Origin of the sequence: Collinsella vaginalis, assembly GCF_900176655.1 — a bacterium.
GTDB classification, from domain to species: Bacteria; Actinomycetota; Coriobacteriia; order Coriobacteriales; family Coriobacteriaceae; genus Collinsella; species Collinsella vaginalis.
This window is the reverse complement of sequence record NZ_LT838842.1, coordinates 221,327-247,255: the sequence shown is the minus strand read 5'-3', so window position 1 is coordinate 247,255 and position 25,929 is coordinate 221,327. Positions and strand designations below refer to the sequence as shown.

Here is a 25,929-nt window from a genome sequence, read left to right as displayed (position 1 = left end):
CATGGCGCCATCGCCGTACCCGACAGACAGGTACAACCGCGAGGGGGCGGCGGGCCTGCGCGCCCGGCTGGCACGCGGGCCGATCGTCATGCAGGGGCCCGTTGTCACCGCGTTGCGGATGCTCCCTGACGGGGAAGGTCTCCCCGCGGCCCTCTGGAACGTAGCGGAGCCGCAGGCCGTCGCCCGCGTTCATGAGCTTTACGCGGCTGCTGGGGCCGAGCTCCTCGTCACGAACACGCATCGGGCAAGTTCGCCGATGCTCGCGGAGGATGGCGTGCGGCAGCAGCCTGTCGAGGTGAACCGCGCGGCGGTGGCAGCGGCCCGCCGGGTGCCGGGCACGTACATCGCGGGCGCAATGGGGCCGTGCGGCATCGAGTGGGTGCTCGAGGGCGCCGCAAGCTATCGGGAGGCCCGTGCGGCCTACCGCGACCAGGCACATCAGCTGCTCGCTGCCGGCGCCGACGGCATCCTCCTCGAAGGGTTCACGTCGCTGCGCGAGATCGAGCCCGCTTTCGATGGCGTCGGCGACGTACGAGACGGCATGCCGCTCATCGTGGCCCTCACCGTCAATCAGGCGGGCGACCTGCCAGGAGATGACCAGAACATCGAGGCGGCGGTGCGCTATGCCCAAGACCATGGGGCGGAGGTGATCGGCGCCGCCTGCCCGGACGCGCCTTCTGCCGGAACAGTCGCTCGACGGCTTCACTCCATCACCGATCTCCCGACCTTGGTGACCGCAGCCGTTCCCGGTGAGCCCCATGTCGATGAAGACGGACTCACCGCGTGGGACGAGCGGCCCTCCGAGATCGCGCAAGCGGCCTCTTTGTGGCTCGATTCCGGGGTCAGCATCATCGGCGGCGGTTGGGGAAGCACGGCGCGCACGGCCTGCGCTCTCGCCGACCTCATCTTGTGAGGTGCTGGAACAGTAAAGAGCACGTCCGTGGGCGGCCGCATCGGTGGCCGCCCGTTTTATGAAGACGCATGCCGCGTCGGCGAACGGGTACCCTTGTTGTGCACGGCACCGACAGTAGGATGTGAAGCGCATGGGCGCGATGATTCATTTTGGGACCGACGGCTGGCGGGCGCGGCTTGACGGCGATTTCACCGAGGAGAACGTCGCCCGGATCGCGCATGCGGCAGGGAAACTCTGGTCGGGCCAAGTGTGTCGTTCAGTATATATAGGGTATGACACCCGCCCGCAGGCGGTCGGGTTCGCCCGTATCGCCGCCGAGGTCATCGCGGCCATGGGGTTCACGGCCCGCCTCACCGACAGGCCGGTGCCGGCTCCGGCGCTCTCCTGGGCCACGGCATCTGATCCAGATGCCTGCGGCGCCCTCATGGTGACCGGTTCACATCATCCGTCAGACTACCTCGGCATCAAGCTGCGCATGGCAGACGGCGGGGGAGGGCTCGCTGAGCTGTACGACGAGCTCGAGGGGATGGTCGAGGCCGATCCCCCGGAGGAGCGCGGCGAGGTCACATCCGTCGACATTTCGACATCGTACGAGGCACAGCTCGTGTCTCTCGTCGATGGGGAATCCATCCGATCTGCCGGCCTCACCGCCATCGCTGATCCCATGTACGGCGCTGCACGCGGCTGCCTGGCCGAGATTCTGCGCAGCGTCGGGGTGAGCGTGCATGAGATCCACGCCAAAGAGGAGCCGGGCTGGGAGGATCTCAGGCCGGAGCCTATCGAGCCGTGGGTCGATGCCTGCGAGCGCGCCGTCATCGGGCAGGGGGCGAGCATCGGCCTCATCACCGATGGCGACGCCGACCGCGTGGGCGCCGTCGACGATCGGGGGCGCTATGTGCATCCGCATCAGATCATCGCCCTCATCCTCGATCATCTGGTTAGGCATCGAGGGGCCACAGGGCACGTGGTCTTAACCGCTGCGAGCTCAGTGCTTCCCCGCCGTGTGGCGGAATCGCATGGATGCCGCGTGACGATCCGGCCCATCGGGTTCAAGTACCTGTACGAGGAGGTGTTCAAGGGAGATGTCCTCATCGCCGGCGAGGAGTCTGGAGGCATCGGCATCCCGGCACACCTTCCCGAGCGCGATGCGATGCTCTGCTGCCTGCTGCTTTGTGAACTGATCGCGCAAGAGAACAGACCGCTCTCGGAGCTTGTCGATGAACTTGACGAGCGTTACGGCGCGCGGAGCTTCGCCCGTCGCGACCTGAGGCTCGCGCCAGAGTCGGTGGAGTACCTGAGGACGCTCCTTCCCGGGTTGAATCCGCCCGAGGTGGCCGGTATGGAGCCGACGACGGTGAGCCACCTTGACGGTCTGCGCCTCGATTTTGCAGATGAGTCCTGGCTGCTCTTGCGTCCAGGCGGTACGGAGCCCGTGGTGCGCGTGCTCGCGGAGGCACCTACGATCGAGCAGCGCGACGCCCTACTTGAGGCGGGGATCGCAATAGCCCAAAGCGGTGTCTCAGCCTAGGGGCTGTCGGCGGACGGTAGGAATATGGCGATCAACGTATCGGCACCCCAATATATAGAGGGAAGCTGAGCAGCTAACCCCCCTTTTGTGTCGGTCCCGTGGAGACCCCGATCCCCGACCCCGGCGGGCCCGGGGTCTGGCATTATGTCTCCTTGCCGCGCGGAGCCGGGCGGGCCCGAAAGGGGGTCCGGGGACGCGGCGGCGGGCACCTTCAGAACCGGATACTGCGAGGGCCCGGGGGGAGACCCCCGGGACACGGAACAGGTGGAGAGATACCACTTCAGAAGAGATAAGCAGTGATGTGACCAAGTCAAGCGAATGGACGAGGGNCCGGTGAACGGGTTGTCGACCTAACGGCACCGCCCGGTAGCCGCGTCCGGACCGGATAACCGCTGAAGGCATCTAAGCGGGAAGCCGTTCCCGAGATCAGTTCTCCTTTTTGGTAAGGGCCCAGGTAGAACACCTGGTCGATAGGCCGCAGGTGCAAGGTCGGCGACGGCCTCAGCCGAGCGGTACTAATCGCCCGAGCTCTTACCCCCTAGCATCCGCACGGCGGCTGGGGCGCGCGGTCGCGCGCCGGTGTCGCATGCGCGGGACGCTCCTCGGATCTCTCACGATCGGCGGTGCGCGAAGGTCACGGTCCCCTCCTCGCTGTGCGGCCCTCAGGGCGCGCGGGCCCCCCGGGTGGGCGGAGCGCCGCCCACCGGTCAGCGGCCATGGCGGGCGGGGCACGCCCGGAACCGTTCCGAACCCGGAAGCTAAGCCGCCGAGCGCCGATGGTACTGCGGGGTCAGCCCGTGGGAGAGCAGGGCGCCGCTGACCGGTGGACGGCGCTTCGCCGTCACTGCACGGGATGCCCGAGGGCCCCGGGCGCGATGCGCGCCCGGGGCCCTCTCCCCATGCGGGGGCGGCGCCCTTTGCTGTCCGCCCCCCCGCCCCCGGCGGGGCGCCTCCGGGCCCGATATGGATATCAGGTCCTTCTCTGCGCTCTTTCTCCATGGTCGGAAGGTGCGCGCATCCTCTGTCCGTATGACCCCTTACAATAGTTTCACTTGATTCTTTCGCTAAGGGGGTGCACATGGCCGGGGCCTCAATCGGTGTCGATATCGTCGAGATCTCTCGTATGGATAGGATCCTGGGAAGGACCCCATCGTTTGTCACGCGCGTTTTCACGGAGGAGGAACATCTCTACTGCGAGTCCTCCGCACGTCCGGCTGCGCACTATGCCTGCCGGTTCGCTGCCCGTGAGGCGGTTCTCAAGGCCCTGGGAACCGGTTTCTCAAACGGCATCGGCTTCAAGGATGTCTCCGTCGCCCGAGATGCCTCTGGGCGGCCTCTTGCTGTTCTGACGGGAAGGGCGCTTGAGATTGCCTGCGGCCAAGGTATCGTCGAGGTCGCCCTCTCCCTTTCCTTCACCGGCGATCTTGCCATTGCAAACGCGATGGGAATCACCGAGGACGCGCGCCCTAAACCAAAGGAATCGCCTGAGGATGAACGCGCCCTGATCACGCGGTCATTTCAGGAGGCCCGATCGGTTCTTGACGAGTTGGAGCGCGTGCAAGATGGCGATCTGACCCTGCCTTCGGACCAGGGTTCTTTGGATGGACAGGAGTAGGCAGATGAAACCGGTTCTTGATATCGAGGCCGTGCGGCGCCTCGAGGATCTCATCGAGAAAGATGGCACCTCCAAGGCCGAGCTCATGGAGCTTGCGGGTGAGTTCGCCGCAGCCGCCGTGGAGCAGCTCTCGCCTCAGAGGGTCGTGGCGCTCACGGGGTTTGGTAACAACGGCGGGGACGGCTGGGTCGCTGCCGATATCCTGCGCCATAAGGATATCCACGTCGACGTGGTGAGTCCGGTCGAGCCCGATGAGATTCCTGCCGCGCTGGCGCGTCATGTCGCCCGGCGCACCGCCGGCCGGGATGTTTCGGTGTGCGTCGGCCCGTCTCGCGATGAGCTTGCAACCCTGATTGAGCAGGCGGACGTCGTCATCGACGCCATCCTAGGCATCGGGTTCCATGGGGAGATGCGCCCGCCGTTCTCCATCTGGATTCAGACGTTGAATGAGCTCGCGCCAACCACCGTGTCAATTGATGTTCCGTCCGGCCTTGATGCCGAGACGGGTGTCGCTGCCGAGGTGTGCGTTCGCGCAGACACCACGGTCGCCCTGCTCGCTGCGAAGATGGGCCTCTACAGCGCAGACGGCCCGGAGTACGCGGGCGAGGTCATCTGCGGGGAGCTGACCGAGGCCACCGCTGAGGCCATCGGTGAGGTCGATCACGTCGCCGAGCTCGTCGATCCGGTGGATCTATTCGGTTGCATCGAGGGTCTGCCGGCCAACGTTGACAAATACACGCGCGGGTCCGTTCTCGTGGTGGCGGGCTCCTCCGCGTATCCCGGAGCTGCCATGATGGCCGCCAAGGCAGCGGCCCGCGCCGGCGCCGGCTATGTCGCGGTGGCGGCGCCGGAGACCTGTGCGAACCTGATCCGCATGGCGCTGCCCTCGGTCCCCGTCATCGGCGTCCCGGCAGATACCCGTGGCGCCTTCGGGGCGGCTGCGCGCTCCGTGGTGTGCGAGATCGCCTCAAAATATGACTGCGTGCTTTGCGGTCCTGGCATGACGACGGCCTCGGGATGCATGCAGGTTGTGACCGGGCTGCTCGAGGAGGACGTCCCGCTCATCTTGGACGCCGATGCCCTGAACTGCCTGGCACGGGTCACCATCGACGGGATAGAGAACACGCCGGAGCTCTACCGGCGCGAGGCGCCGCTCGTCATGACCCCCCATTATCGGGAGCTGTCGAGGCTCTCGGGCGGGGAGCGGGTTCGCGACCTTGCGAGCGCCATCGAGGCGGCCCAGGGGATCGTATGGGCTGCGGGCTCTAAGAACCTTGTGATCCTCGCCAAGGGCCCCACCACGGCCGCCATCGGCGTGGAGCGTGTCCTGCTGCCGCCCGCGGGCCCCGCCTCCTTGGCGACAGCCGGTTCAGGCGATGTCCTCGCCGGCATACTCGCGGGCACGATCGCCACGGCCTCGGTGGAGCCTGAGAGCTGGGAGCTCCTCTGCTCCTATGCGGTGGCCGTCCATTCGGGCGCGGGATACGCCGCTGCGCTCGCGATGGGTGCCAAGAGCGTCATCGCGACCGATCTCATCGAGGTCATAGGCCCGGCTATGCAGGCGGTTGAGGATGAGGCAAACGAGGCCCTCGGTCTTGGGGACCAGGAGGGGAGCGAGCATGGCGCTCAATAGGGAGCCCGCGACGCGATGGGCCTGGATCGAGATCGACCAGGGCGCCCTGCGCCGCAACACGCGGGCGTTCAAGAACCTGCTCGGCCCGCGTCAGCGCCTGTGCTGCGTGGTGAAGGCCGACGCCTACGGGCACGGGGCGGTGGAGTGCGCCAAGATCATGTACGCCACCGGTGCCGATATGTTCGCCGTCGCCACGGTGCGCGAGGGCGTTGCGCTGCGCGAAGGCGGCATTAAGGCCCCTATCCTGCTGCTCTCGGAACCTCCTATCGAGGCGGCGGACACCTTGCTCGCCCATCAGATCATGCCCTCGATCTACACGGCCGAGTTCGCCCTCGCCTACGGGGAGCGCGCCGTGAGCGCCGGCGTGGTGGGCAAGTACCACATGGCCATCGAGACCGGGATGAACCGCATCGGCGTGCACCACACCGAGGTTGTTGAGTTCCGGCGTAGCGTCGAGTTCCATCGCGGTATCGCCTGCGACGGCGTCTTCACGCACTTCGCGACCGCCGATGAGCCCGATGGCTGGGACTACAAGCTTCAGTGCCGGCGATTCGAGGAGGCGGTCACCGCGATGCAGGAGGCTAGGTTCCCCTGCGGCATCGTGCACTGTGACAACACGCCCGCCTCGATCCTCGATCCGTCGACGCATTTCGACATGATTAGGGCCGGTATCGGCCTATATGGTCTGCAGCCGGCTGAGCGCACCGCTCCGGTGTTCCCCCTCGATCCGGTCATGAGCGTGCGCGCCCGCGTCACACGGGTGACGCATCCCGCGATAGGCGAGGGCGTGGGCTACGGTTTCACCTATCGCGTGCCCCGCGCCCGCGTCCAGATCTGCACGCTGCCCGTTGGGTACGCCGACGGGCTCTCGCGCACGCTTTCCAATCGCATGGACGTGCTGTTTCGGGGAAGCCGTGTCCAGCAGGTGGGTAATATCTGCATGGACCAGTTCATGGTTGCCATCACGGAGACCTCGAAGCGTCAGATGCCCGAGGCCGAGATCGGGGACGCCATGACCATCATCGGACGCGATGGCGACGAGCAGATCACCGCCGACGAGCATGCGCGTCTGCGTGGCACGATCAACTACGAGGTCGTATGCGACTTCGGCCTGCGCCTTGAGCGCGTATACCGTTAGGAGGCCGACATGGGTGTGATGCACATACCCGGACATGAGAACCAAAGGCCGCGGGAGGTCAGCCTCGAGGAGATCCGCGCGGTCATGGGGGACTGCCGCCTGTGCGAGCTCGCTCAGACCCGCACGACGCTCGTCTACGGCGTGGGCAATCCGCGCGCCCGGGTGATGTTCATCGGCGAGGCGCCGGGCAAAAACGAGGACCTGCAGGGAGAGCCCTTCGTTGGACGGGCCGGGGAGAATCTGAACGGCATCCTCTCCCTCGCCGGCCTCAAGCGCGACGACATCTACATCGCCAACGTGCTCAAGTGCCGTCCCCCGGGAAACCGCAACCCCAAGCCTGAGGAGGTGCTCGCCTGCTCGCCGTTCCTGCGCGAGCAGATCCGGAGCATCTGGCCGGACATCATCGTGACCTTGGGCAACCCGGCGACCCATTTCGTCTTGAAGACCGAGATAGGCATCACGCGCCTGCGCGGCCGATTCCACCAGATGGGGCATTTCGTGGTCATGCCGACCTTCCATCCTGCGGCGGCGCTGCGCAATCCCGCATGGCAGGAGCTGCTTGAGGCCGACTTCAGGATGCTTGGGGACTACCTCGCGCGCCATCCGGTTGGTTCCGGGGCTCAGGTGCCCGCGGAGCATTCGGAGGCATTGCCGAAGGCGGTGGAGTGACGTGGCGCTTGAACGGGTGGACGCCCGGGTCTTCCGCAGCGGGAGCGCCGCGGATACGGAGCGCCTGGGCGAGCTCGTGGCCCCCTGTTTGGCCGAGGGCGATGTACTCGTGCTCACCGGTGGTCTCGGCGCGGGCAAAACGCAGTTCACGCGTGGGGTCTCGCGGGGTCTGGGCGATGAGCACCCGGTGACGAGCCCCACCTTCGCCCTCATGGCCGTGCATGACGGGGGCAGCCTCCCGTTGTTCCACTTCGATCTCTACCGTCTCGAGCATGCCTATGAACTCGAGGATACGGGTATCTTCGACGTGCTGGGATATGAGGGGGCCTGCCTACTCGAATGGGGCGAGCAGTTTCAGGACGAGTTGACGGACGCCTATCTCAGTGTGACGATCACGCGGCTGGGCGAGGACGAACGGGCTTTAGAGTTCGTGGGCCACGGCGCCCGCTCCCGTGCGCTGGCGGACGCTATCGACCACGCGGTGGCGGAGGCGCTCGGGTAGGGTGCTGCGGGATCATATCGATGGCATGTCGCGCCGCGCCACATCCAGGCGCGGCGTTCGGTGTAGATAGGTTGGATTTGTGACGATGCATGAGAGCGATGATGAGATGACCCGGGTGCTCGCGATCGACACCTCGACGGATATGCTTGCCTGCGCCGTTGGGTCCGTGCGTGCCGGGAAGCCGATGGGCGACGGGGCGGTTGACGTTCTTGCGGCGGGCGACCATCGCTGCCGGCGCCGCGCCAACGTTGAGCTGGTGGGGACGGTCGATACCACCCTCACCCAAGCGGGCGTGGGGGTTGACGATCTCGATGCGATCCTCGTCGGGCGCGGTCCCGGCTCCTTCACCGGGGTTCGTATCGGGATATCCACGGCCAAGGGCCTGGCGACTGGCGCGAATCTGCCACTCTACGGCGTTTCGACCCTCGACGCCACAGCGTGGACCGCATGGCATGCCGGTGTCCGCGGGCGGCTCGGCGTCGCCGCCGATGCCATGCGCGGCGAGGTCTACCCGGCGCTCTACGAGCTCACCGATGCGGGCGTCGCCCGTCTGTTCGAGCGGGAGCGGGTGCTCAAGGCCGCCGACGCGGTAGCGACCTGGCGTGCCCTCCCGTTTTCATCGGATCTCCTGCTCACGGGCGATGGCCTCGTGCGATACGGAGCGCTGTTCGAGGAGGCGGGGCTCATGGGCCGCGCCTTGGATCAGGATCTCTGGTGGCCAAATGGGCAGGGCCTCATCTCGGCATTCGCCGCTGCGGGCGGCGCAGCCGCGGCGGGCATCGGAAACGGGGATCCGGCGGCGGTGCTGCCGGTGTACACGCGGCTCTCGGACGCCGAGGAGAATGAGCGCCGTCGTCTGGGGCTTGCCGGCGATGCGCATGTCGCGCCCACCGGGGTGGCCGATGAGCTCGCCGGACGGCACCTGCAGCTCAGACCCCTTGCCGCATCGGACGCCGAGGCCGCCGCTGCCCTCGATGCAGTGTGCTTCAACGAGGGCGCGCACACATCCTGGACACCCGAGATGTTTCTCTCGGAGCTCTCTGAGGGGCTGACCGCCCCCCGGGCATGGTGGGTCGCCCATGACGATGGCGAGCTCATCGGCATCGCGGGCGGCATGGTGATCGACGCCGACGTGCAGATCCTGGATGTGGCGGTCTCCCCTGAGCACCGGCGCCGCGGCATCGCGCGCAAGCTGCTCGCCCATGTGAGCTACGATGCCCAGATGCTCGGCTGCACCTCCGCTTCCCTGGAGGTTGAGGCCGGGAATGATGCCGCGATCGGACTGTACGAGGACCTGGGATTCAGCCGCGCTGGATGTCGCCGCGACTACTACGGGCCCGGCAGCGACGCCGTGGTCATGACGGCGCCGTTGCCGCTCTCATTGCCGGTGGATGCGTCCTCCCCCGAGCCCACGGCCGCTGCGGCGCGGGACTGGCCTGCGCCGGCGCAGGCCAAGTCCGAGCGCGCGGAGATCGAGCGTCGCCGTCTCGTGCTCGCGATCGAGAGTTCCTGCGATGAGACCGCCGTGGCGATCATCGACGCCGACGGGGCCCTCCTGGCGAATCAGGTGTCCACGCAGATTGACTTCCATGCCCGGTTCGGGGGTGTGGTGCCCGAGATCGCGTCGCGCAAGCACGTCGAGGTCATCGTCGGTGTGGTCGAGGCTGCGCTGGAGGAGGCGAGCGAGGCCCTGGGGCTCACGGGCGGCACGCTCTCCCCGCGTGAGCTCGCGGCGGTCGGCGTGACCCAGGGTCCCGGCCTCGTGGGCGCGCTCGTGGTGGGCGTCGCGTTCGCGAAGGGGCTCGCCTTCGCGGCCGGTCGCCCGCTCGTCTGCGTGAACCACCTCGAGGGGCACCTCTTCGCCAACCTGCTCGCAGACCCGGATCTGAAACCCCCCTTCATCTTCACCCTCGTCTCCGGCGGGCACACCATGCTCGTGCACGTGCGCGCCTGGGGAGACTACCGGGTGCTGGGCGAGACGCTCGACGACGCGGTGGGCGAGGCCTTCGACAAGGTGGCGAAGGCGCTCGGCTCGGGGTATCCAGGCGGCCCCATCATCTCCCGGCTCGCAGAGGAGGGGAATCCGGAAGCCATAGACTTCCCACGCGCGATGATGCACAGCCACGACTATCGTTTCTCGCTCTCGGGCCTGAAGACGGCGGTGGTGACCTATATCGAGCAGGAGACGGCGGCCGGTCGCACAATCCATCTGCCCGATCTCGCGGCGTCGTTTGAGGCTGCCGTCTTCGACGTGCAGTTCAAGAAAGCCTGGGATGCGCTGCGCGAGACGGGCGCAGAGTCATACTGCCTGGGAGGCGGGGTGGCCGCGAATCCGCACCTGCGCGAGCTCCTCACCCGGAAGCTCGGGCGTCGCGGCGTGCACGTGGTGCTGCCCCCACAGGGGGCGTGCACGGACAACGCGGCCATGATCGCCGAGGTCGCGCGTCGCAAGTTCGATCGGGGAGAGGTTTCTGGATTCGACATCGATGCGGATCCGAACATGACGCTGTAGCAGCCCCTCAACCCGTGCGCCCACTTTGATGTCGTCGGCCGCCTGCACGCGGTTTGCAAGCACGCGGGCGGCTGAACGTAAGAGGGTGTGCCGCGTTGAGCTTGCTGATTGGACGCAGGGTTGATTTATCATGCAGGCTCTCCGGACCCGTCTGATACATCCCACCACCGCGCCTTTGGTCCACAACCGCCCTTTGCATGGGGAATGCCGGCTTCGAAGCCATGTTGATCCGGTGCGTCCGCATCTCTCATGCGAGGGGGAGGCGGGATGGATGGGACGCCGAAGCCCCGCACAAAAAAATCCCCGCAACCGCCCCGTTCCCGTTTTCGCGCTGGTGCGAGGCCGCAGCGCTGGGAGCCTCCGTGCGCCCACAGCGTGATCGCAGGATGCACGTGAGCGGGATGCGATTGACCGGGCTGGGAGCGCGGACCGGTGCCCGCAAGTACGGTACACTTGCCTGTGCTTGCTGCATTGAACGATAAAACCCAAGGAGGGTTTATGAATATCACCAAACGCGACGGCCGCGTGGAGCCCTACGACGGTCAGAAGATTGTCTCCGCCATCTGCCGCGCCTTCGCCGACGTCCGCGAGGCCTCCGATCCCACGGGCGCCGAGTTCGCCGATATCGCAGGCGAGCTCCTCATCGGGATCGAGGAGGCCGTGGGGCAGAACGGGCCGGCCTCCGTTGAGGCCATCCAGGACCAGGTCGAGCGCTCCCTTATGGAGCACGGTTACTTCGATGAGGCGAAGGGGTACATCCTCTACCGCCACCAGCGCGCCGAGGAGCGCTCCGAGCGGCATGTGATCGCGCTTGAGGCGGGCGCTCCCGAGCTCGAGCCCGTCCTCGTGGGTATCGCGCGCGACTTCGATCGCAAGGTCTACGCCCTCGCGAACCTCGCTGCGAAGTTCCGCAGCTTCATGAAGGCCGACATGTCAGTTGAGGAGCGCCTGGCCGCCCTCACCAGGGCCGCTGTCGAGCTCACGAGCCAGGAGGCCCCGCGCTGGGAGTTCATCGCCGCGCGCATCCTCGCCTTCTCCTTCCACCGCGACCTTGCGGCCATGGAGGCGGCACACGGGCTCACGACCCTCTACGACAAGCTCCGCTATCTCACGGACCAAGGCCTGTACGGCGATTACATCCTTGAGCGGTACACACCCGAGGAGATCGCCGAGGCGGCCACCTTCATCGACGAGGAGCGGGACGCCCTCTTCACCTATTCGGGCCTCGACCTCCTCATCAAGCGCTATGTGGTCTGCTCGCACCGCCGCGAGCCGCTGGAGAGCCCCCAGGAGATGTTCCTCGGCATCTCGCTGCACCTCGCCATGAACGAGACGGGGGACCGCCTCAGCTGGGTCCGTCGCTTCTACGACATGCTCTCCAAGCTCGAGGTGACCATGGCCACCCCGACGCTCTCCAACGCGCGCAAGCCCCAGCACCAGCTGTCGAGCTGCTTCATCGACACGGTGCCCGACAGCCTCGAGGGCATCTACCGCAGCATCGACAATTTCGCCCAGGTCTCCAAGTTCGGCGGCGGCATGGGCATGTACCTCGGCAAGGTGCGCGCCACCGGCGGCTCCATCCGCGGCTTTCAGGGGGCGGCCGGCGGCGTGATCAGGTGGATCCGCGTGATCAACGACACAGCCGTCGCCGTCGACCAGCTCGGCGTCCGTCAGGGCGCGGTTGCCGTGTACCTCGACGCCTGGCATCGCGATCTGCCCGAGTTCCTGCAGCTGCGCACCAACAACGGTGACGACCGCATGAAGGCGCACGATGTCTTCCCCGCGGTCTCCTACCCCGACCTCTTCTGGAAGATGGCCGAGGAGGACCTCGACCAGGACTGGTACCTCATGTGCCCGCATGACATCCTCACGGTGAAGGGCTATGCGCTCGAGGATTATTTCGGCGAGGAGTGGGAGCGGCGCTACCATGACTGCGTTGCCGACGCCCGCATCCCCAAGCGCGTCATGAGCATCAAGGACATCGTCCGCCTCGTGCTCAAGAGCGCCGTCGAGACGGGCACCCCCTTCACCTTCATGCGCGATACGGTGAACCGTGCGAACCCCAACCCCCATGCGGGCATCATCTACTGCTCGAACCTCTGCACGGAGATCGCCCAGAACACCAGTGAGATCGAGCAGGTCTCGCGCGAGATCGTCACCGAGGACGGCGACACCGTGGTGGTCTCGACCACCCGCCCCGGCGACTTCGTCGTCTGCAATCTGGCGAGCCTCTCCCTCGGTCACCTACCCGTGGAGGACGACGCCTACCTGTCCCGCACCGTCGAGACGGTCGTACGCGCCCTCGACAATGTGATCGATCTCAATTTCTACGCCCTGCCCTACGCGAAGATCACGAACCACACCTACCGCAGCATCGGCCTGGGCGTGTCGGGCTACCACCACATGCTCGCCAAGCGCGGGATCGCCTGGGAGAGCGAGGAGCACCTCTCCTTCGTGGATGACGTGTTCGAGCGCATCAACCGCGCGGCGATCGAGGCCTCGAGCGCGCTGGCGGCCGAGAAGGGCAGCTACAAGCTGTTCGAGGGCAGCGACTGGCAGACCGGCGCATACTTCGAGAAGCGCGGCTACACCTCGCCGGCCTGGCAGGAGACGGCGAAGCGCGTGGCCTCCCAGGGCATGCGCAACGCCTACCTGCTCGCCATCGCACCCACGAGCTCGACATCCATCCTCTCCGGCACCACCGCCGGCGTCGACCCGGTCATGAAGCGCTTCTTCCTTGAGGAGAAGAAGGGCAGCATGTTGCCGCGCGTGGCACCTGAGCTCTCCCTGGAGACCTATTGGTATTACAAGCCGGCCCATCTGATCGACCAGTCGTGGAGCATACGCGCCTCCGGCGTTCGCCAGCGCCACATTGACCAGGCTCAGTCGGTGAACCTCTATGTCACGAACGATTACACCATGCGCCAGGTGCTCGACCTCTACCTCCTGGCATGGCGCGCGGGCGTGAAGACGGTCTACTATATCCGCAGCAAGTCGCTTGAGGTCGAGGAGTGCGAGAGCTGCAGCAGCTAGGCGCCGGTTCGGGCGGCGCCGGGAAGGGGCGTGGCATGGCGGGTGTTGAGATCAAGCGGATCTATGAGGACCCGGCTCCGGAGGACGGCGAGCGCGTTCTCGTCGATCGCCTCTGGCCACGCGGGGTATCACGCGAGCGAGCCCGCCTTGATGCGTGGAACAAGGAGGTCGCGCCCTCGCCGGAGCTCAGGAAGTGGTTTGGACACGATCCGGAGCGCTTTGCGGCGTTTACCGAGCGCTACCGTGAGGAGTTGGACGGCTCTGAGGACGCTGCCGCGTTCGCGGCCCACTGCGCTGAGGTCGGTGCTGCCGGCGGTCGGGTGACCCTGCTGTACGCCGCGCACGACCCGGCGGTCAACCATGCGCTCGTGCTCAAGGCGTGGCTCGATGACCAACAGGGGAAGGGCGCCCAGGCGTAGCGTGCCCCTGTTCCGCGCATGAGGTCGATATCGGAAGATGCCAGGTTTCACCTGGGTGAAGTTGATAGAGAAGGGAAGCTTCATGACACTTGACGCCACCGACCAGCTCATCCGCACCCCGCTGTTCAACCCCGACGGCGACACGGAGGTGCGCGACCGCCGCATGATCGGCGGGAACTCCACGAACCTCAACGACTTCAACAATTTGAAGTATCCGTGGGTGTCGGACTGGTACCGCCAGGCCATGAACAACTTCTGGATCCCCGAGGAGATCAACCTCTCGCAGGACGTCAAGGACTACCCGCACCTCACTGAGGCCGAGCGCACAGCCTACGACAAGATCCTCTCCTTCCTCGTGTTCCTCGACTCGCTGCAGTCGGCGAACCTCCCCAACGTGGCCGAGTACATCACGGCCAACGAGGTGAACCTCTGCCTGCACATCCAGACCTTCCAGGAGTGCGTCCACTCGCAGAGCTACAGCTACATGCTGGACACCATCTGCAGTCCGGAGCAGCGCAACGACATCCTCTACCAGTGGAAAAACGACGAGCACCTGCTGCGCCGCAACACCTTCATCGGCGATCAGTACAACGCCTTCATGGAGAAGAAGGACGTGCGGACCCTCCTCAAGGTGATGATGGCCAACTTCATCCTCGAGGGCGTCTACTTCTACTCGGGGTTCATGTTCTTCTACAACCTCGCGCGCAACGGCAAGATGCCCGGGAGCGCCCAGGAGATCCGCTACATCAACCGTGACGAGAACACGCACCTCTGGCTCTTCCGCAGCATCATCCTCGAGCTCAAGCGCGAGGAGCCCCAGCTGTTCGACGATGAGACGGTGGCGGAGCTGCGCGCCATGCTCGAGGAGGGGGTGCGCCAGGAGATCGCCTGGGGCCACTACGTCATCGACGACCGCATCTCCGGCCTCACGCACGACATGGTGACCGACTACATCAAGTACCTCGGCAACCTGCGCTGGCACTCGCTTGGCTTCGGCACGCTCTTCGAGGGGTATGAGCGCGAGCCGGAGAACATGGCCTGGGTCAGCCAGTACTCCAACGCCAACATGGTCAAAACCGACTTCTTCGAGGCTCGGTCCACCGCGTATGCGAAATCAACGGCGCTGGTAGATGATCTGTAAGATAGGAGATCGGCCCGCAGGCCGCCGCGCGGTGAAATCGTTTTGAAACACGCGATTTGACGTGCGGATACAAAAGGGCCACACTCATCCTCACTCCACCAAAGAGGAGTGGCAGCAGAGGCGCACACGCGTGAAGGCGGTGCGCGAAGAAGGGATCTTCCAGCGATGAACCAGCTCCAGCTACAGATTATCAGCGTGATCATTATCTAGCGCGGGCTGACATAGGTCGCCCGCGTGGATAGCGGGCGGCTGAGACTATGAGACGGGGCCGTCGAATCGAATCGACGGCCCCGTCTTTTTCTATCGCGAAGACCCTCAAGAGGGAAGGGGAACGAGGATGAACGGTGTTGCGGTAATAGCGGTGGCTGCGGTGGTACTCGCCGCAGGGTACCTCCTCTATGGGCGATGGCTGGCCCGGACCTGGGGCGTTGACGACACGCGCATCACCCCGGCGCGCCGGATGCGGGACGGTCGCGATTTCGAGCCCGCATCGGGCTTCACGGTCTTCGCCCACCAGTTCAGCTCCATCTGCGGGGCCGGGCCGGTCACCGGCACGATCGTCGCGATGATGTTCGGCTGGCTGCCGGTGATGCTCTGGGTGCTCGTGGGCGGCATCTTCTTCGGCGCCGTGCACGACTTCGGGGCACTCTACGCCTCGATGAGGAACAACGGGAAATCGCTCGCCCAGCTCATCGAGACCTACATCGGCAAGACGGGGCGTCGGTTGTTCCTGCTGTTCTGCTGGCTGTTCTGCATCATCGTCATCGCTGCTTTCACGGATATGGTCGCCGGGACCTTCCGGATGGCGGAGGGGGCCGCAGCCGGCGTCGGCCTGGGCGTGGACGCGTCGAACCCCTCGTATGCCGCCGGGACCGCGGGCACGATCTCGCTGCTCTTCACCTTCGCGGCGATGGCCTTCGGATGGGCCTGCCGCCGGTTCAGCCTCAGCGGCGCCAAGGAGTTCGCCGTCGCTCTCGTCTCCATCGTCGCGATCTTCGCCGTGGGGATGCAGTTCCCCATCTACCTCGATAAGCTCGGCTGGTTTGCCGTCATCATGGTCTACCTGGTCTTCGCCAGCGCCATGCCGATCCAGGCGCTCAAGACCCCGCGCGACTACCTCACGAGCATCCTCATGATGGCCATGATCGCGGCGGCGGTGCTCGGCGTGGCCGTGCTGGGCACCGTGGGGCAGGCGACGATCACCGCGCCCATGGTGGTGGACAGCGAGACGATGGCCAAGCTCTCGGCTGCGGGGAGCAGCCTCTTCCCGGTGCTCTTCGTATCCGTGGCCTGCGGTGCGCTCTCGGGATTCCACAGCCTGGTGTCTTCTGGTACCTCTTCGAAGCAGGTCGAGCGCGAGTCTGATGCGGTGAAGGTCGGCTACGGCGCCATGATCGTCGAGTCCTTCGTGGCTGTGCTCGCCGTGGTGGTCGCGGGCATCATGTTCGCTGATATGAACACCGCAGGGACGGGCGCTCTGAACGGCGGGGTCCCCTCAACGCCCTTCCAGATCTTCGCCGCCGGTATCTCCCGCGGCATGCAGGCGTTCGGCGTGAATGCGACCGTGGCGACGGTCTTCATGACGATGTGCGTCTCAGCCTTGGCCCTGACCTCGCTCGACGCGGTCGCCCGTATCGCCCGCGCCTCGTTCTCCGAATTCTTCGCGAGTGGCAACGACGCTCGCGCGGTGGATGCGAATGATCGCCGCGGCGCGGTTCGGATCCTCATGAATCCCTGGTTCGCGACGGTTGTGACCCTCCTGCCCGGGCTCGCCCTGGCGTTCGGCGGCTATGCCAACATCTGGCCGCTCTTCGGCGCATCCAACCAGCTGCTCGGCGGCATGACGATGATCACGCTCGCGGTCTTCTGCAAGTGCACCGGGCGGCGTGGCTGGATGCTCTGGGTGCCGGTGGCCTTCCTGCTTTGCTGCACCTTCACCTCGCTGGTGCAGAGCGTGCTCGGGTGCTTCACGGCAGTGAGCACCTACGGGTTCTTCGGGATGATGCCGGCTTCCGCGGCTACGCCCGATGTCCTGGTGTCGGTGGCGGCGACGAAGGGACTGCAGCTCGTGTTCGCCCTGTTGCTCATGGTGCTCGGCGTGATCGTGGCGGTGCGCTGCCTGCGCGAGCTTGTGGTGAAGAAGGCGGGGTCCCTGCCCGATGAGCCGGAGGAGTGGACGGAGCTCGGTCGCGCCACCGTGAATGTGGAGCGAGCGGAGATGCCGGACGCTGGAGATGCCGTCACCGCATAACGGCATCAACGCGCACCTGAGTGCTTCCTGAGGCCCGATGCCCTTGTGGGTGTCGGGCCTTTTGCCGGCTTCGCGTGTCTGCGGGGTGATCTGCGCGTGGGGTGGAGAGGATTCGCGCCGCGTGCGTTTCGGGTATCCTTGTTCAAGATTACCGGCGCATGGCCTCGCCATGGGATTGCGACACGGGCCCAGAGTGACTCGGCGTCGGAGGAAAGGGGGTTGCGATGGATCCGATTACGCGGGGGATGTCAGGCCCTGCTGTTGAAGATGTGCAGACGCGCCTGGTCGGCCTGGGGTTCGAGGTTGCCGAGGACGAGATCGCCGCGCAGTCGTTCGGGCCCTCGACAGCGGATGCGGTCCGCGCCTTCCGCGGGGATCAGGGGCTCGCAGACGGCGACGAGGTGGATGCTCCCGCATGGAGCGCCTTGGTCGACGCCTCGTACAGGCTTGGCGATCGCACGCTTTATCTGCGCCTCCCCAATTTTCACGGCGCCGATGTCCGCGCCCTGCAGCAGGCGCTGAACACCCTGGGCTTCGCATGTGGCGAGGACGACGGCTGCTTCGGACCGCATACCGAGGCAGCGCTCCAGCAGTTTCAGGAGAACGTGGGCCTGTTCGCCGACGGCATGGCCTTCCAGGACACCTTCAGCTACATCAACCGGCTCAAGCACATCTGGGATGGAAAGCCCTCGGTGGTTGAGCTCGGCCCCGACGCCCGCACCGGGTTCGCTCGTGCCGCGACCGTGCTCGAGCAGGTGCGCGTCGCCGTGGGCGGCGAGGACGCCATCGCACGCAACATCGCGTCGCGCATGTGGAACATCGCCTCGGCCACCACGAACAACAGCGGCATGGTCCTCTACGACAGCGTGGCCCCGCAGGATGTCGATGTCATCTTCCATATCGCGAGCAACCCGCTACCCGATGACGCGGAGCCACGGGCAACGATCGTGCTCAGCGAGACGGGCAACCTTTCCCAGCGTATCCGCACCGCGGTGGCCGCATCCAAGCGCACGCCCGCACGGCTGCGCCTGGAGCTCACAGGGGCGTCGAGCTACGGGCAGTTCACCTCAAACGATGCGCAGACCCTCGCGGTCCGTCTGCTCGACGGCGTTTGCGATGCGCTGAGCGAGTAGATACGCTACACTGTTTCAGCGGCTGAGCCGCAGGTGTTGGGGCATCGTCCAGCGGCAGGACCCCGGTTTTTGGTGCCGGTTACGGGGGTTCGAATCCCTCTGCCCCAGCCATTTTTTGGCCGAAAAGCTTGCTACCGCAGACGGCTCACGAAGAAATCCGCCATGTCCATGAGGAGCTTCTTGCAGCCCGGTTCGAGCTTCACGGGTGAAAGTGTCGCCTTGGCGCGTGCGATGAGCGCTTCGGCTTTGGCGCGTGCGAACGCGATCGAGCCCGTCTCCTCGAAGAGCTCCACCGCACGCGCGAGCATTGCCTCGTCCTTTGTGCCGGCGCGTAGGATCGCTTCGATCTCGTCGTGGTGCTGCGGGTCCGACAGCGCGTGAACTGCTACGAGGGTGCGTTTGCCCTCGGTGATGTCGGTGCGGAAATCCTTCTCGCGGCCGTTCTTCTCGCCAATCAGGTTCAGCAGGTCGTCTTGGATCTGGAAGGCGAGCCCGGTGTCGAGGCCGAAGGACCTGAGGGCGGTCACCTGCTCCTCGGTGCCGCCGCCGATAATGGCCCCGCAGGCCAAAGGCGTGGCGCCGCTGTAGTGGGCGGTCTTCAACGTCGCCATGGTGAGATAGTCGTCAACGCTCAGATCGAAGCGCTCGTCGCGCACCCAGCCGAGATCGAGGGCCTGTCCCTCGATGGTCCGCGTCGTCATGTCGACCAGCTCATGGAGGAGCCGGACCTTCAAGGCATCATCAAGGGCTGCATCCCGCAGCACGGCCCCGGTCACCAGCGAGAGCGCGAGGTCACCGCAGTTGATCGCGATGCCCTCGCCGGCGGTGAGGTACATGCAGGGCTCACCGCGCCGAAGCGTGCCGTGGTCGGCGATGTCGTCATGGATGAGGGCCGCGCTCTGAAAGTGCTCGATGGCCGTCGCGGCGCTGAGGGCGCGCTCGAACTCCCCGCCCACCGCCTGGCAGGCGAGCATGCAGATCAGGGGGCGGTGGCGCTTGCCGGCCGTCTGCGCGAACCGTGCGAGCGGCGCGTAGAGGTAGGCGTCGATGTCGGCGTTCTCGGTCTGCCCCTGGAAGGCCTGGATGAGATGGGCGTTGATCTCAGCTACATGCTGTTCCAGGAAGCTGACGAAGGGATTCTTCACGCGTGGTCGCTCTCTTCTACGAGACGGGGCGGGTGCGGGGCAGGCGTTTCGCTAGCGCTCGGTGCGGTAGCCGTCCGGGTTCTGGGACTGCCAGCGCCAGGAGTCGCGGCACATGTCGGCGATGTCGAACTGAGCCTTCCAGCCCATCTCGCGTTCGGCCTTGCTCGCGTCGCACCAGTTGGCGGCGATGTCGCCGGCGCGACGCGGCTTGACCGCATAGGGGATCTCGTGCCCACAGGCCTTCTCGAAGGCGTGGATGACCTCGAGGACCGAGGTCCCCGTGCCGGTTCCCAGGTTGAAGACCTCAACGCCGGTGCGCCCGTTCATCCAGTTCAGCGCGGCGACATGACCGGTCGCAAGATCGACGACATGGATGTAATCGCGCACCCCTGTGCCGTCAGGCGTGGGGTAATCATCCCCGAAGACCTGGACAGCCTCGAGCTTGCCGACGGCGACCTGGGCCACGTAGGGGACGAGGTTGTTCGGGATGCCCTTGGGGTCCTCACCCATAAGCCCTGACTCGTGGGCGCCGATGGGGTTGAAGTAACGCAGGAGCACGACGTTCCAGTTGGGGTCGGCGGTGTGGATATCGGTGAGGATCTGCTCGATCATCCATTTGGTCCAGCCGTAGGGGTTGGTGGCCATCTTCTTGGGCGACTCCTCCGTCACCGGCGGGTTGTCCGGGTCTCCATAGACGGTCGAGGAGCTCGAGAAGATGATTGACTTGCAGCCGTGGGCGCGCATGGTGTCAACGAGGGCGAGGGTGCTCTCGATGTTGTTGTGGTAGTACTCGATGGGCTTCGTGACGCTCTCTCCCACGGCCTTGAAGCCGGCGAAGTGGATCACGCGGTCGATGCGGTGGGCGGTGAAGATGCGCTCGAGCGCGGCGCGGTCGAGAACATTCTCCTGGTAGAAGGTGAGGTTTGCCGCATGCTGCTCCCCGACGATCTCGCGGACGCGCTCGAGGGCCACCTCGCTCGCATTGGAGAGGTCGTCGACGACCACCGTCCGGTATCCGCGATTCAGGAGCTCGACCACGGTGTGCGAGCCGATGAACCCAGCGCCTCCCGTGACCAGGACGCAGGTGTCTTCGGGCTTGAGGGTTTCGGACATGGGTGCTCCTTCCGCACGCGCGCATTGCAGTGAAGTATACCGCGCGACCGAGTTCGACGTGCACCCGGGCATGAGAACGGCCGCTGTCGGCGCTTCATGGAGATTGGTCGCGCGCCCGCTCATGCGCTATCCTTAGAGAGCACATTTGACCGAAACATATTCATACGCACAAAAACTGGAGTCTATATGTCAACGCCAAATGATCGTTTCCGAGCCCGTACCTCGACGGATGCCGTTCTCGCAGCCGCGTACCAGGTTGGGGTCTCGCGCCGTTCAGCCATGAAAACGCTCTTCGCTGCCGCAGGCGCCGCCGTTCTCTTCGCCAACCCCGTGCGCGCCCGCGCCGCAGACGCCACGGACGAGACCAAGCAGGCCCTCGCCACCGCGCAGGCGGAGTATGAGAAAGTCCAAGCGCAGATGAACGAGCTCTCCGCTCAGTTCCAGTCGCTTTCCGAGCAGCAGGACAAGACGATCTCTCAGATCGAGGATGTCCAGGGTCAGATCGACACCACGCAGGCCGAGATTGACGAGAAGCAGGCCGAACTCGAGAAGAAGCAGTCCGTTCTCTCAACGCGCGTCTCCAGCAACTACAAGGCCGGCGACGCCGACGCGCTCGCTATGATCTTGTCCTCCACCTCCTTCGAGGACCTGGTCTCCAAGGCTTTCTACGTCAACAAGGTAAATGAGAGCGATCAGAAGGCCATCAACGAGGTCAACACCATCCAGAAGACCCTGGAGGAACAGCGCACCAACCTCGAGTCGCAGAAGAGCGAGCTTGAGACCCTGAAGGCGGCCCAGGCCGACCAGCTCGAGCAGATGAAGGCGAAGAAGACCGAGGTCAAGAAGCTCGTCGACGGCCTTTCCGATGAGGTGAAGGCCCTGATCGCCAAGCGCGATGACGAGATCCTCGAGTCCGCCAAGGCCGAGGAGGCCGCCCGCCAGGCTGCCGCGGCAGCCGCCGCGGCCCGCGCGGTCTCGAGCTCCTCAAGCTCAGGTGCCTCCGGCGTCATCTCCGGCACGAGCCAGGCGTCAGCCGGTGCCGGCGCCCAGCAGCGCGTCGTGAGCGCCTGCGGCTCCACCCCCTCGCCCGGTGCCGGCTACTGCGCCGCCTGGGTGAGCTACGTGTTCTCGAACGCCGGCCTCGGCAGCGTGTACGGCAACGCCGATGACATGTACAACGCCTGGTGCACGAGTTCGGACAAGAGCAAGCTCAAGGTCGGCATGATCATCGCCGTCTCCACTCACCCGCACACCTGGGCAGGTCAGATCTACGGTCACGTGGGCATCTACGTGGGCGGCAACACGGTGATGGACAACATCGGCTACATCCGCAGCATCAACGTCGATCAGTGGGTCAACTTCTACGGCGGCACCGTCACCCCGCGCTGGGGTTGGGCGAACGGGCTCAACCTGGAGGCGTAGCAGCCCCCTCGGCCGTCCCGATTGCTGGCATGAGCACCCCGTGTACCGCGGATGCGGCGCACGGGGTGTTTTTTGCGTACCGGCTCCATACCGATGGGAGGGGCACCGAATTCGGTAATCGGTGGGGATGGGGCGTCACTCGTGGAGGATGCCGCCACGCAGTCAGGGGCCGATCGGGATCTCCGAGCGCCCGACGCGTCGATCTCCTCCTATATGGCCAGCAACGCGACGAGCACTGTCAGATACGCCGTGAATCCCAGGCAGAAGGGGAGGTCTCGACGGGGTGTGAAGCTGAGGACGCGATAATGGGTGCGGCCTGCTCCCCCGGTGTAGCATCGGGCGTCCATGGCGCGCCCGAGATTGTCGGCGTGGCGCAGTGCGCTCGCGAAGATGGGCACGATGAGCGGGACGCAGGCGCGGGCGTAGGCGAGGGCCCCCTTGCCCTCGAAGTCCGCGCCGCGCGCCGCCTGCGCCGCCATGACGCCGTTGACCTCCTCAACAAGCGTGGGCACGAAACGCAGCCCGATGGAGAGGATGAGCGCCACCTGGGTCACCGGAGCACCGAAGCGCTCCAGCGGCTTGAACACGGCCTCGAAGGCGTCGCAGAGCGCGGTGGGCGTGGTGGTGAGCATGAGCAAACCGCCGCCGATGAGCAGCAACGCGAAACGGGTGGTGAACAGGACGGCTGCGGCGAGCCCGTCGGTGTGAATCGACACGAGACCGACGGAGAGGAGGACGTCACCTGTTTGGATGAAGAACAGGTTGAAGACGGATGTGATGATCAGGAAGGCGAGAACGGGCCTCACCTGGGCGGCAAGCCGTCCGAGCGGCACATGGGAGCAGATGGCTGTCGCCCCGGCTGCGGCTGCAGCGGCCGCAAGCGTCGCGGCGTCCCGAACGAAGAAGCAGCTGATCATGAAGAGCACCGTCACGATGAGCTTCACGCGGGGGTCCAGGCGGTGGATGGGGGAATCGGCGGAGTAATACTGGCCGATGCTAACGCGCAACGCCATCGGGCCCCACCTCCCCCAGGGCAGCCGCGATGGCGTCGACCAGGGCACCTAAGGTGAGTGGCGGCTCCGATGCGGCGGGGAGAATGCCGGCGCCTGCAAGTGAGCGAGCCAGGCGAAGGGCTGCGGGGATGCCGGGGGTCTGCGGCTGGGCGGCACCGAAAACCGTGCGCGGGCTGCCGTCGGCGACCGTCCGTCCGGCCTCGAGGGCGATCACGCGGTCGGCGAGCTCGGCGGCATCTTCCATGGAATGCGTGATGAGCAGCAGGGTGGTGCCAGCCTCCTTAAGGTTGAGGAGCAGCGAGCGCATCCGCGCCCGTCCTGCGGGGTCAAGCCCGGCCATGGGCTCGTCGAGAACCAGGATCGGCTGGCGCATGGCGAGCACGCCGGCGAGGGCGACGGAGTGCCGCTGTCCTCCCGAGAGCGCGAAGGGGGAGCGCGCAAGGAAGGCCTCGTCGGCGGGGAGCCCCACGGCGGTGAGGGCAGTTCGGACGCGGACGCCCACCTCGTCATCGGGGCATCCGAGATTGCGCGGACCGAAGGCGACATCCTCGAAGATGGTGCGGGCGAAGAGCTGGCGTTCAGGCAGCTGGGCGACGAAGCCAACGAGCCGTCTGAGCTCACGACGGCGTTTGCGGTCGGTGGTGTCGATGCCCCCCACCTTCACTGTGCCAGAGCTGGGCACCCTGAGGGCGCAGGCGAGCGATGCCACGGTGGACTTCCCCGATCCAGTGCGACCGACAAGTGCTGTGAGGGTGCCGGGCATAAGCGAGCAGCTAAACCCCGTCAGGGCCGCAGGGGCGTTTCGGTTCCCCCGCTCTGCGTAGGAGAAGGAGACATGGTCGAAGACGAGCGCGGCCTCAGCCCCCTGCGCGCGAACGAGGTGCCCGTCCTGGAGAACAGGCGGCTCTGCACCGGTGGCATGCGCGGTCTGTATCTGATGGGCCGCCGATGAGTCACGTTGGGGGCGGTTCCACCCCTGCATCTGCCCTTGGAGCCAGAGCACAAGGCCCGACTCGTCGGTGACAGGGGGAACGGCGAGCCCGCGCTCGATCAAGGCATGCGCCACACGCAAGTGAAAGGGGAGCCCGAGCCCGAGTCGCTCGATCATCTCACGGTGCTCGAAGACCCGTGCCGGCGTATCGTCCATGACCACGCGTCCCCCGTCCATGACCACCACGCGGTCGGCGGCGAGGGCGTCGTCCATGAAGTGGGTGACATGCACGATGGTGATGCCGTGCCCGGAGAGACTGTCGATGACCCCATGAATCTCGCGATGCCCCTCAGCGTCGAGCATGGCCGCCGGCTCGTCGAGCAAAAGGACCCGCGGCCCCATGGCGAGGGCGCCGGCGATGGCGACGCGCTGCTTCTGGCCGCCTGAGAGGTCGGCGGGATCGCGCCGCGCCTCATCCGACATGGAGACGGCCGCAAGGGCGGCCTCCACCCGCTGGGCGATTTCAGGGGAGGGCACGCCCAGGTTCTCGGGACCGAAGGCGACGTCATCGGCGACGACGCTCGTGACCATCTGGTCCTCGGGGTGCTGGAAGACCATGGCGACCTGGCGGCGCACCGCGAGTGCTCCGTCCGCTACCGCGGGGTCGATGCCCATGACGTGGACCGTTCCCGAGTTTGCGAGCACGAGGGCATTCATAAGCTGTAGAAGGGTTGACTTGCCGGATCCGTTGCTCCCGAGGATGCAGACGCGCTCGCCGGCGCGTATGCGCAGCGTAACGCCGGCGAGCGCGGCAGTCTCCCCGTAAGCGTACTGGGCGTTCTCTATGACGATCTGAGCTTCTTCCATCATTCCTGTGACGATGTGAGGACATTCATGGCCGGCGTGAGCAGGACCTGGCCCGCCACGACGTTGATGACCATCTTGATGAGGTTGAACGGCAGGAGGATGGGGAGGATCATCGCGGCGACATCGGCCATGGTGACGGCCGTGTAGAGCGGGGTGACGATGAGGTTCGCCGCGCATGAGAGCGCGACGGCGACGACCGCCCCCGCGATCATACCCGCGACCGAGGCCGCCCGGCCGCTCTTGCCGCGCTGGTAGATGATGGCGGCCAGGATGACGAACGCGCAGGTGTTCAGCGTGCCCATGATGGCGCCAAAGGGGTCGAGGAAGACGCGGGGGAGCCAGGAGATGATGGCGACCGCAGCGCCGAATTTCGGGCCGAAGGCGAGCGCTGCGATGAGGCAGATGATGCCCGAGGGATCGTAGGCCAGCCAAGGGGCTGCCGGCATGAGGGGGATCTGAATGAAGCTCGCAATCAGCGATGCAGCCGTGAGCAGGCCGGCGAGTGCGATTTTTCTGGTGTTGATGGTGCCCATGGGGCCTCCGTTTCTTCCGTCCGGACTGTAACCGTCGGCCCCGGAATCTCACCGGGTCAACCGCCGCAGCGGGTCGCGGGCTCCTGGATGGTATGAACAGCCAGTCACCGCCGGTGGGGAATCTCACCCCGCCCTGAAACTACGGCAACACTATACACGCTCTGCTGCATTGTTCAAGCGTGGGGTATAGTTTTCGGAGACGAGACGATGAGAGCGGGTGCCCCATGCATGCATACGACAGCTTCAACGAGGACCTCCTCGGCGCGCTTGCCGCCGTTGTGGGTGAGGACGACGTGCTCATGGTCGAGCCCATGCGGGCGCATACGACGTTCAAGATCGGCGGTCCCGCTGACGTGCTCGTGCGCCCGCACACCCCTGAAGAGGCCGTCCGCGTCCTCGATCTCCTCTCGATCGGCGG

General features: G+C 65.9%; 19 protein-coding genes, 1 tRNA gene, 1 rRNA gene, 1 pseudogene, 1 riboswitch and 1 other annotated feature. Of the genes and pseudogenes, 17 read left to right on the top strand and 5 right to left on the bottom strand.

Going from position 1 to position 25,929, the window contains the following annotated elements; genetic code table 11:
* Position 1 precedes the first annotated feature (1 nt).
* The 15 genes from CAP13_RS01025 to CAP13_RS00955 all read left to right on the top strand — a co-directional run bounded on the left by CAP13_RS01025 (position 2) and on the right by CAP13_RS00955 (position 18,598).
* Complete coding sequence (locus CAP13_RS01025; RefSeq protein ID WP_085829820.1) at positions 2-913, top strand: homocysteine S-methyltransferase family protein; 912 nt, start codon at positions 2-4, stop codon at positions 911-913.
* 130 nt (positions 914-1,043) lie between these two features.
* Positions 1,044-2,441 carry a phosphohexomutase domain-containing protein gene (locus CAP13_RS01020; RefSeq protein ID WP_085829819.1) on the top strand — a complete coding sequence of 466 codons (1,398 nt, stop codon included), beginning with the start codon at positions 1,044-1,046 and terminating at the stop codon, positions 2,439-2,441.
* A gap of 240 nt (positions 2,442-2,681) precedes the next feature.
* Positions 2,682-2,968, top strand: a sequence feature (23S ribosomal RNA rRNA prediction is too short).
* 179 nt (positions 2,969-3,147) lie between these two features.
* Positions 3,148-3,263: ribosomal RNA gene (gene rrf, locus CAP13_RS01015) — 5S ribosomal RNA — on the top strand.
* Positions 3,264-3,519: 256 nt separating this feature from the next.
* Positions 3,520-4,056, top strand: coding sequence for a holo-ACP synthase (gene acpS, locus CAP13_RS01010; protein WP_085829818.1), 537 nt, complete (start codon positions 3,520-3,522; stop codon positions 4,054-4,056).
* 4 nt (positions 4,057-4,060) lie between these two features.
* Complete coding sequence (locus CAP13_RS01005; protein ID WP_085829817.1) at positions 4,061-5,689, top strand: NAD(P)H-hydrate dehydratase; 1,629 nt, start codon at positions 4,061-4,063, stop codon at positions 5,687-5,689.
* Positions 5,676-6,827, top strand: a complete 1,152-nt coding sequence (gene alr / locus CAP13_RS01000) for an alanine racemase (protein ID WP_085829816.1) — start codon at positions 5,676-5,678, stop codon at positions 6,825-6,827. The genes CAP13_RS01005 and alr overlap by 14 nt, the downstream gene beginning before the upstream one ends.
* A gap of 9 nt (positions 6,828-6,836) precedes the next feature.
* Complete coding sequence (locus CAP13_RS00995) at positions 6,837-7,496, top strand: uracil-DNA glycosylase (protein WP_085829815.1); 660 nt, start codon at positions 6,837-6,839, stop codon at positions 7,494-7,496.
* 1 nt (position 7,497) lies between these two features.
* Positions 7,498-7,998, top strand: a complete 501-nt coding sequence (gene tsaE, locus CAP13_RS00990; RefSeq protein ID WP_085829814.1) for a tRNA (adenosine(37)-N6)-threonylcarbamoyltransferase complex ATPase subunit type 1 TsaE — start codon at positions 7,498-7,500, stop codon at positions 7,996-7,998.
* A gap of 85 nt (positions 7,999-8,083) precedes the next feature.
* Entirely contained in the window at positions 8,084-10,510 is a 2,427-nt protein-coding gene (tsaD, locus tag CAP13_RS00985) for a tRNA (adenosine(37)-N6)-threonylcarbamoyltransferase complex transferase subunit TsaD (RefSeq protein ID WP_085829813.1), read from the top strand.
* Between the two features lie 498 nt (positions 10,511-11,008).
* Positions 11,009-13,543, top strand: a complete 2,535-nt coding sequence (locus CAP13_RS00980) for a ribonucleoside-diphosphate reductase subunit alpha (RefSeq protein ID WP_085829812.1) — start codon at positions 11,009-11,011, stop codon at positions 13,541-13,543.
* Between the two features lie 35 nt (positions 13,544-13,578).
* Positions 13,579-13,962 (top strand): DUF488 domain-containing protein, encoded by a 384-nt coding sequence (locus CAP13_RS00975; protein ID WP_085829811.1) that lies wholly within the window; start codon positions 13,579-13,581, stop codon positions 13,960-13,962.
* A gap of 82 nt (positions 13,963-14,044) precedes the next feature.
* Positions 14,045-15,103 (top strand): ribonucleotide-diphosphate reductase subunit beta, encoded by a 1,059-nt coding sequence (locus tag CAP13_RS00970; protein WP_085829810.1) that lies wholly within the window; start codon positions 14,045-14,047, stop codon positions 15,101-15,103.
* Positions 15,104-15,440: 337 nt separating this feature from the next.
* Positions 15,441-17,354: a carbon starvation CstA family protein gene (locus tag CAP13_RS00965; RefSeq protein WP_085829809.1), complete on the top strand. Its 1,914-nt coding sequence runs from the start codon at positions 15,441-15,443 to the stop codon at positions 17,352-17,354.
* 224 nt (positions 17,355-17,578) lie between these two features.
* Positions 17,579-18,487, top strand: a complete 909-nt coding sequence (locus CAP13_RS00960; protein WP_179184868.1) for a peptidoglycan-binding domain-containing protein — start codon at positions 17,579-17,581, stop codon at positions 18,485-18,487.
* 37 nt (positions 18,488-18,524) lie between these two features.
* Positions 18,525-18,598, top strand: a tRNA-Gln gene (locus CAP13_RS00955).
* A 20-nt stretch (positions 18,599-18,618) separates the two neighbouring features.
* Here the strand turns inward: CAP13_RS00955 and CAP13_RS00950 are convergent.
* Positions 18,619-19,632 (bottom strand): polyprenyl synthetase family protein, encoded by a 1,014-nt coding sequence (locus CAP13_RS00950; protein ID WP_085829808.1) that lies wholly within the window; start codon positions 19,630-19,632, stop codon positions 18,619-18,621.
* Positions 19,633-19,683: 51 nt separating this feature from the next.
* Positions 19,684-20,745, bottom strand: a complete 1,062-nt coding sequence (galE, locus tag CAP13_RS00945) for a UDP-glucose 4-epimerase GalE (protein WP_085829807.1) — start codon at positions 20,743-20,745, stop codon at positions 19,684-19,686.
* A 279-nt stretch (positions 20,746-21,024) separates the two neighbouring features.
* Here galE and CAP13_RS00940 point away from each other — a divergent pair, with 279 nt between their 5' ends.
* Positions 21,025-22,167 carry a coiled-coil domain-containing protein gene (locus CAP13_RS00940; RefSeq protein ID WP_245798849.1) on the top strand — a complete coding sequence of 381 codons (1,143 nt, stop codon included), beginning with the start codon at positions 21,025-21,027 and terminating at the stop codon, positions 22,165-22,167.
* Positions 22,168-22,376: 209 nt separating this feature from the next.
* On the opposite strand, the gene CAP13_RS00935 is transcribed toward CAP13_RS00940, so the two are convergent.
* The 3 genes from CAP13_RS00935 to CAP13_RS00925 are packed head-to-tail and all read right to left on the bottom strand — an operon-like array spanning position 22,377 to position 25,511.
* Complete coding sequence (locus tag CAP13_RS00935; RefSeq protein ID WP_085829805.1) at positions 22,377-23,180, bottom strand: energy-coupling factor transporter transmembrane component T family protein; 804 nt, start codon at positions 23,178-23,180, stop codon at positions 22,377-22,379.
* Complete coding sequence (locus CAP13_RS00930) at positions 23,164-24,981, bottom strand: ABC transporter ATP-binding protein (RefSeq protein WP_085829804.1); 1,818 nt, start codon at positions 24,979-24,981, stop codon at positions 23,164-23,166. The genes CAP13_RS00935 and CAP13_RS00930 overlap by 17 nt, the downstream gene beginning before the upstream one ends.
* The gene (locus CAP13_RS00925) at positions 24,978-25,511 is read right to left on the bottom strand and encodes an ECF transporter S component (RefSeq protein WP_085829801.1); all 534 of its coding nucleotides are present in this window, start codon (positions 25,509-25,511) and stop codon (positions 24,978-24,980) included. The genes CAP13_RS00930 and CAP13_RS00925 overlap by 4 nt, the downstream gene beginning before the upstream one ends.
* Before the next feature lie 4 nt (positions 25,512-25,515).
* Positions 25,516-25,656: riboswitch (FMN riboswitch) on the bottom strand.
* 79 nt (positions 25,657-25,735) lie between these two features.
* Here CAP13_RS00925 and CAP13_RS00920 point away from each other — a divergent pair.
* A pseudogene (locus CAP13_RS00920) lies at positions 25,736-25,929 on the top strand (UDP-N-acetylmuramate dehydrogenase); the annotation flags it as partial.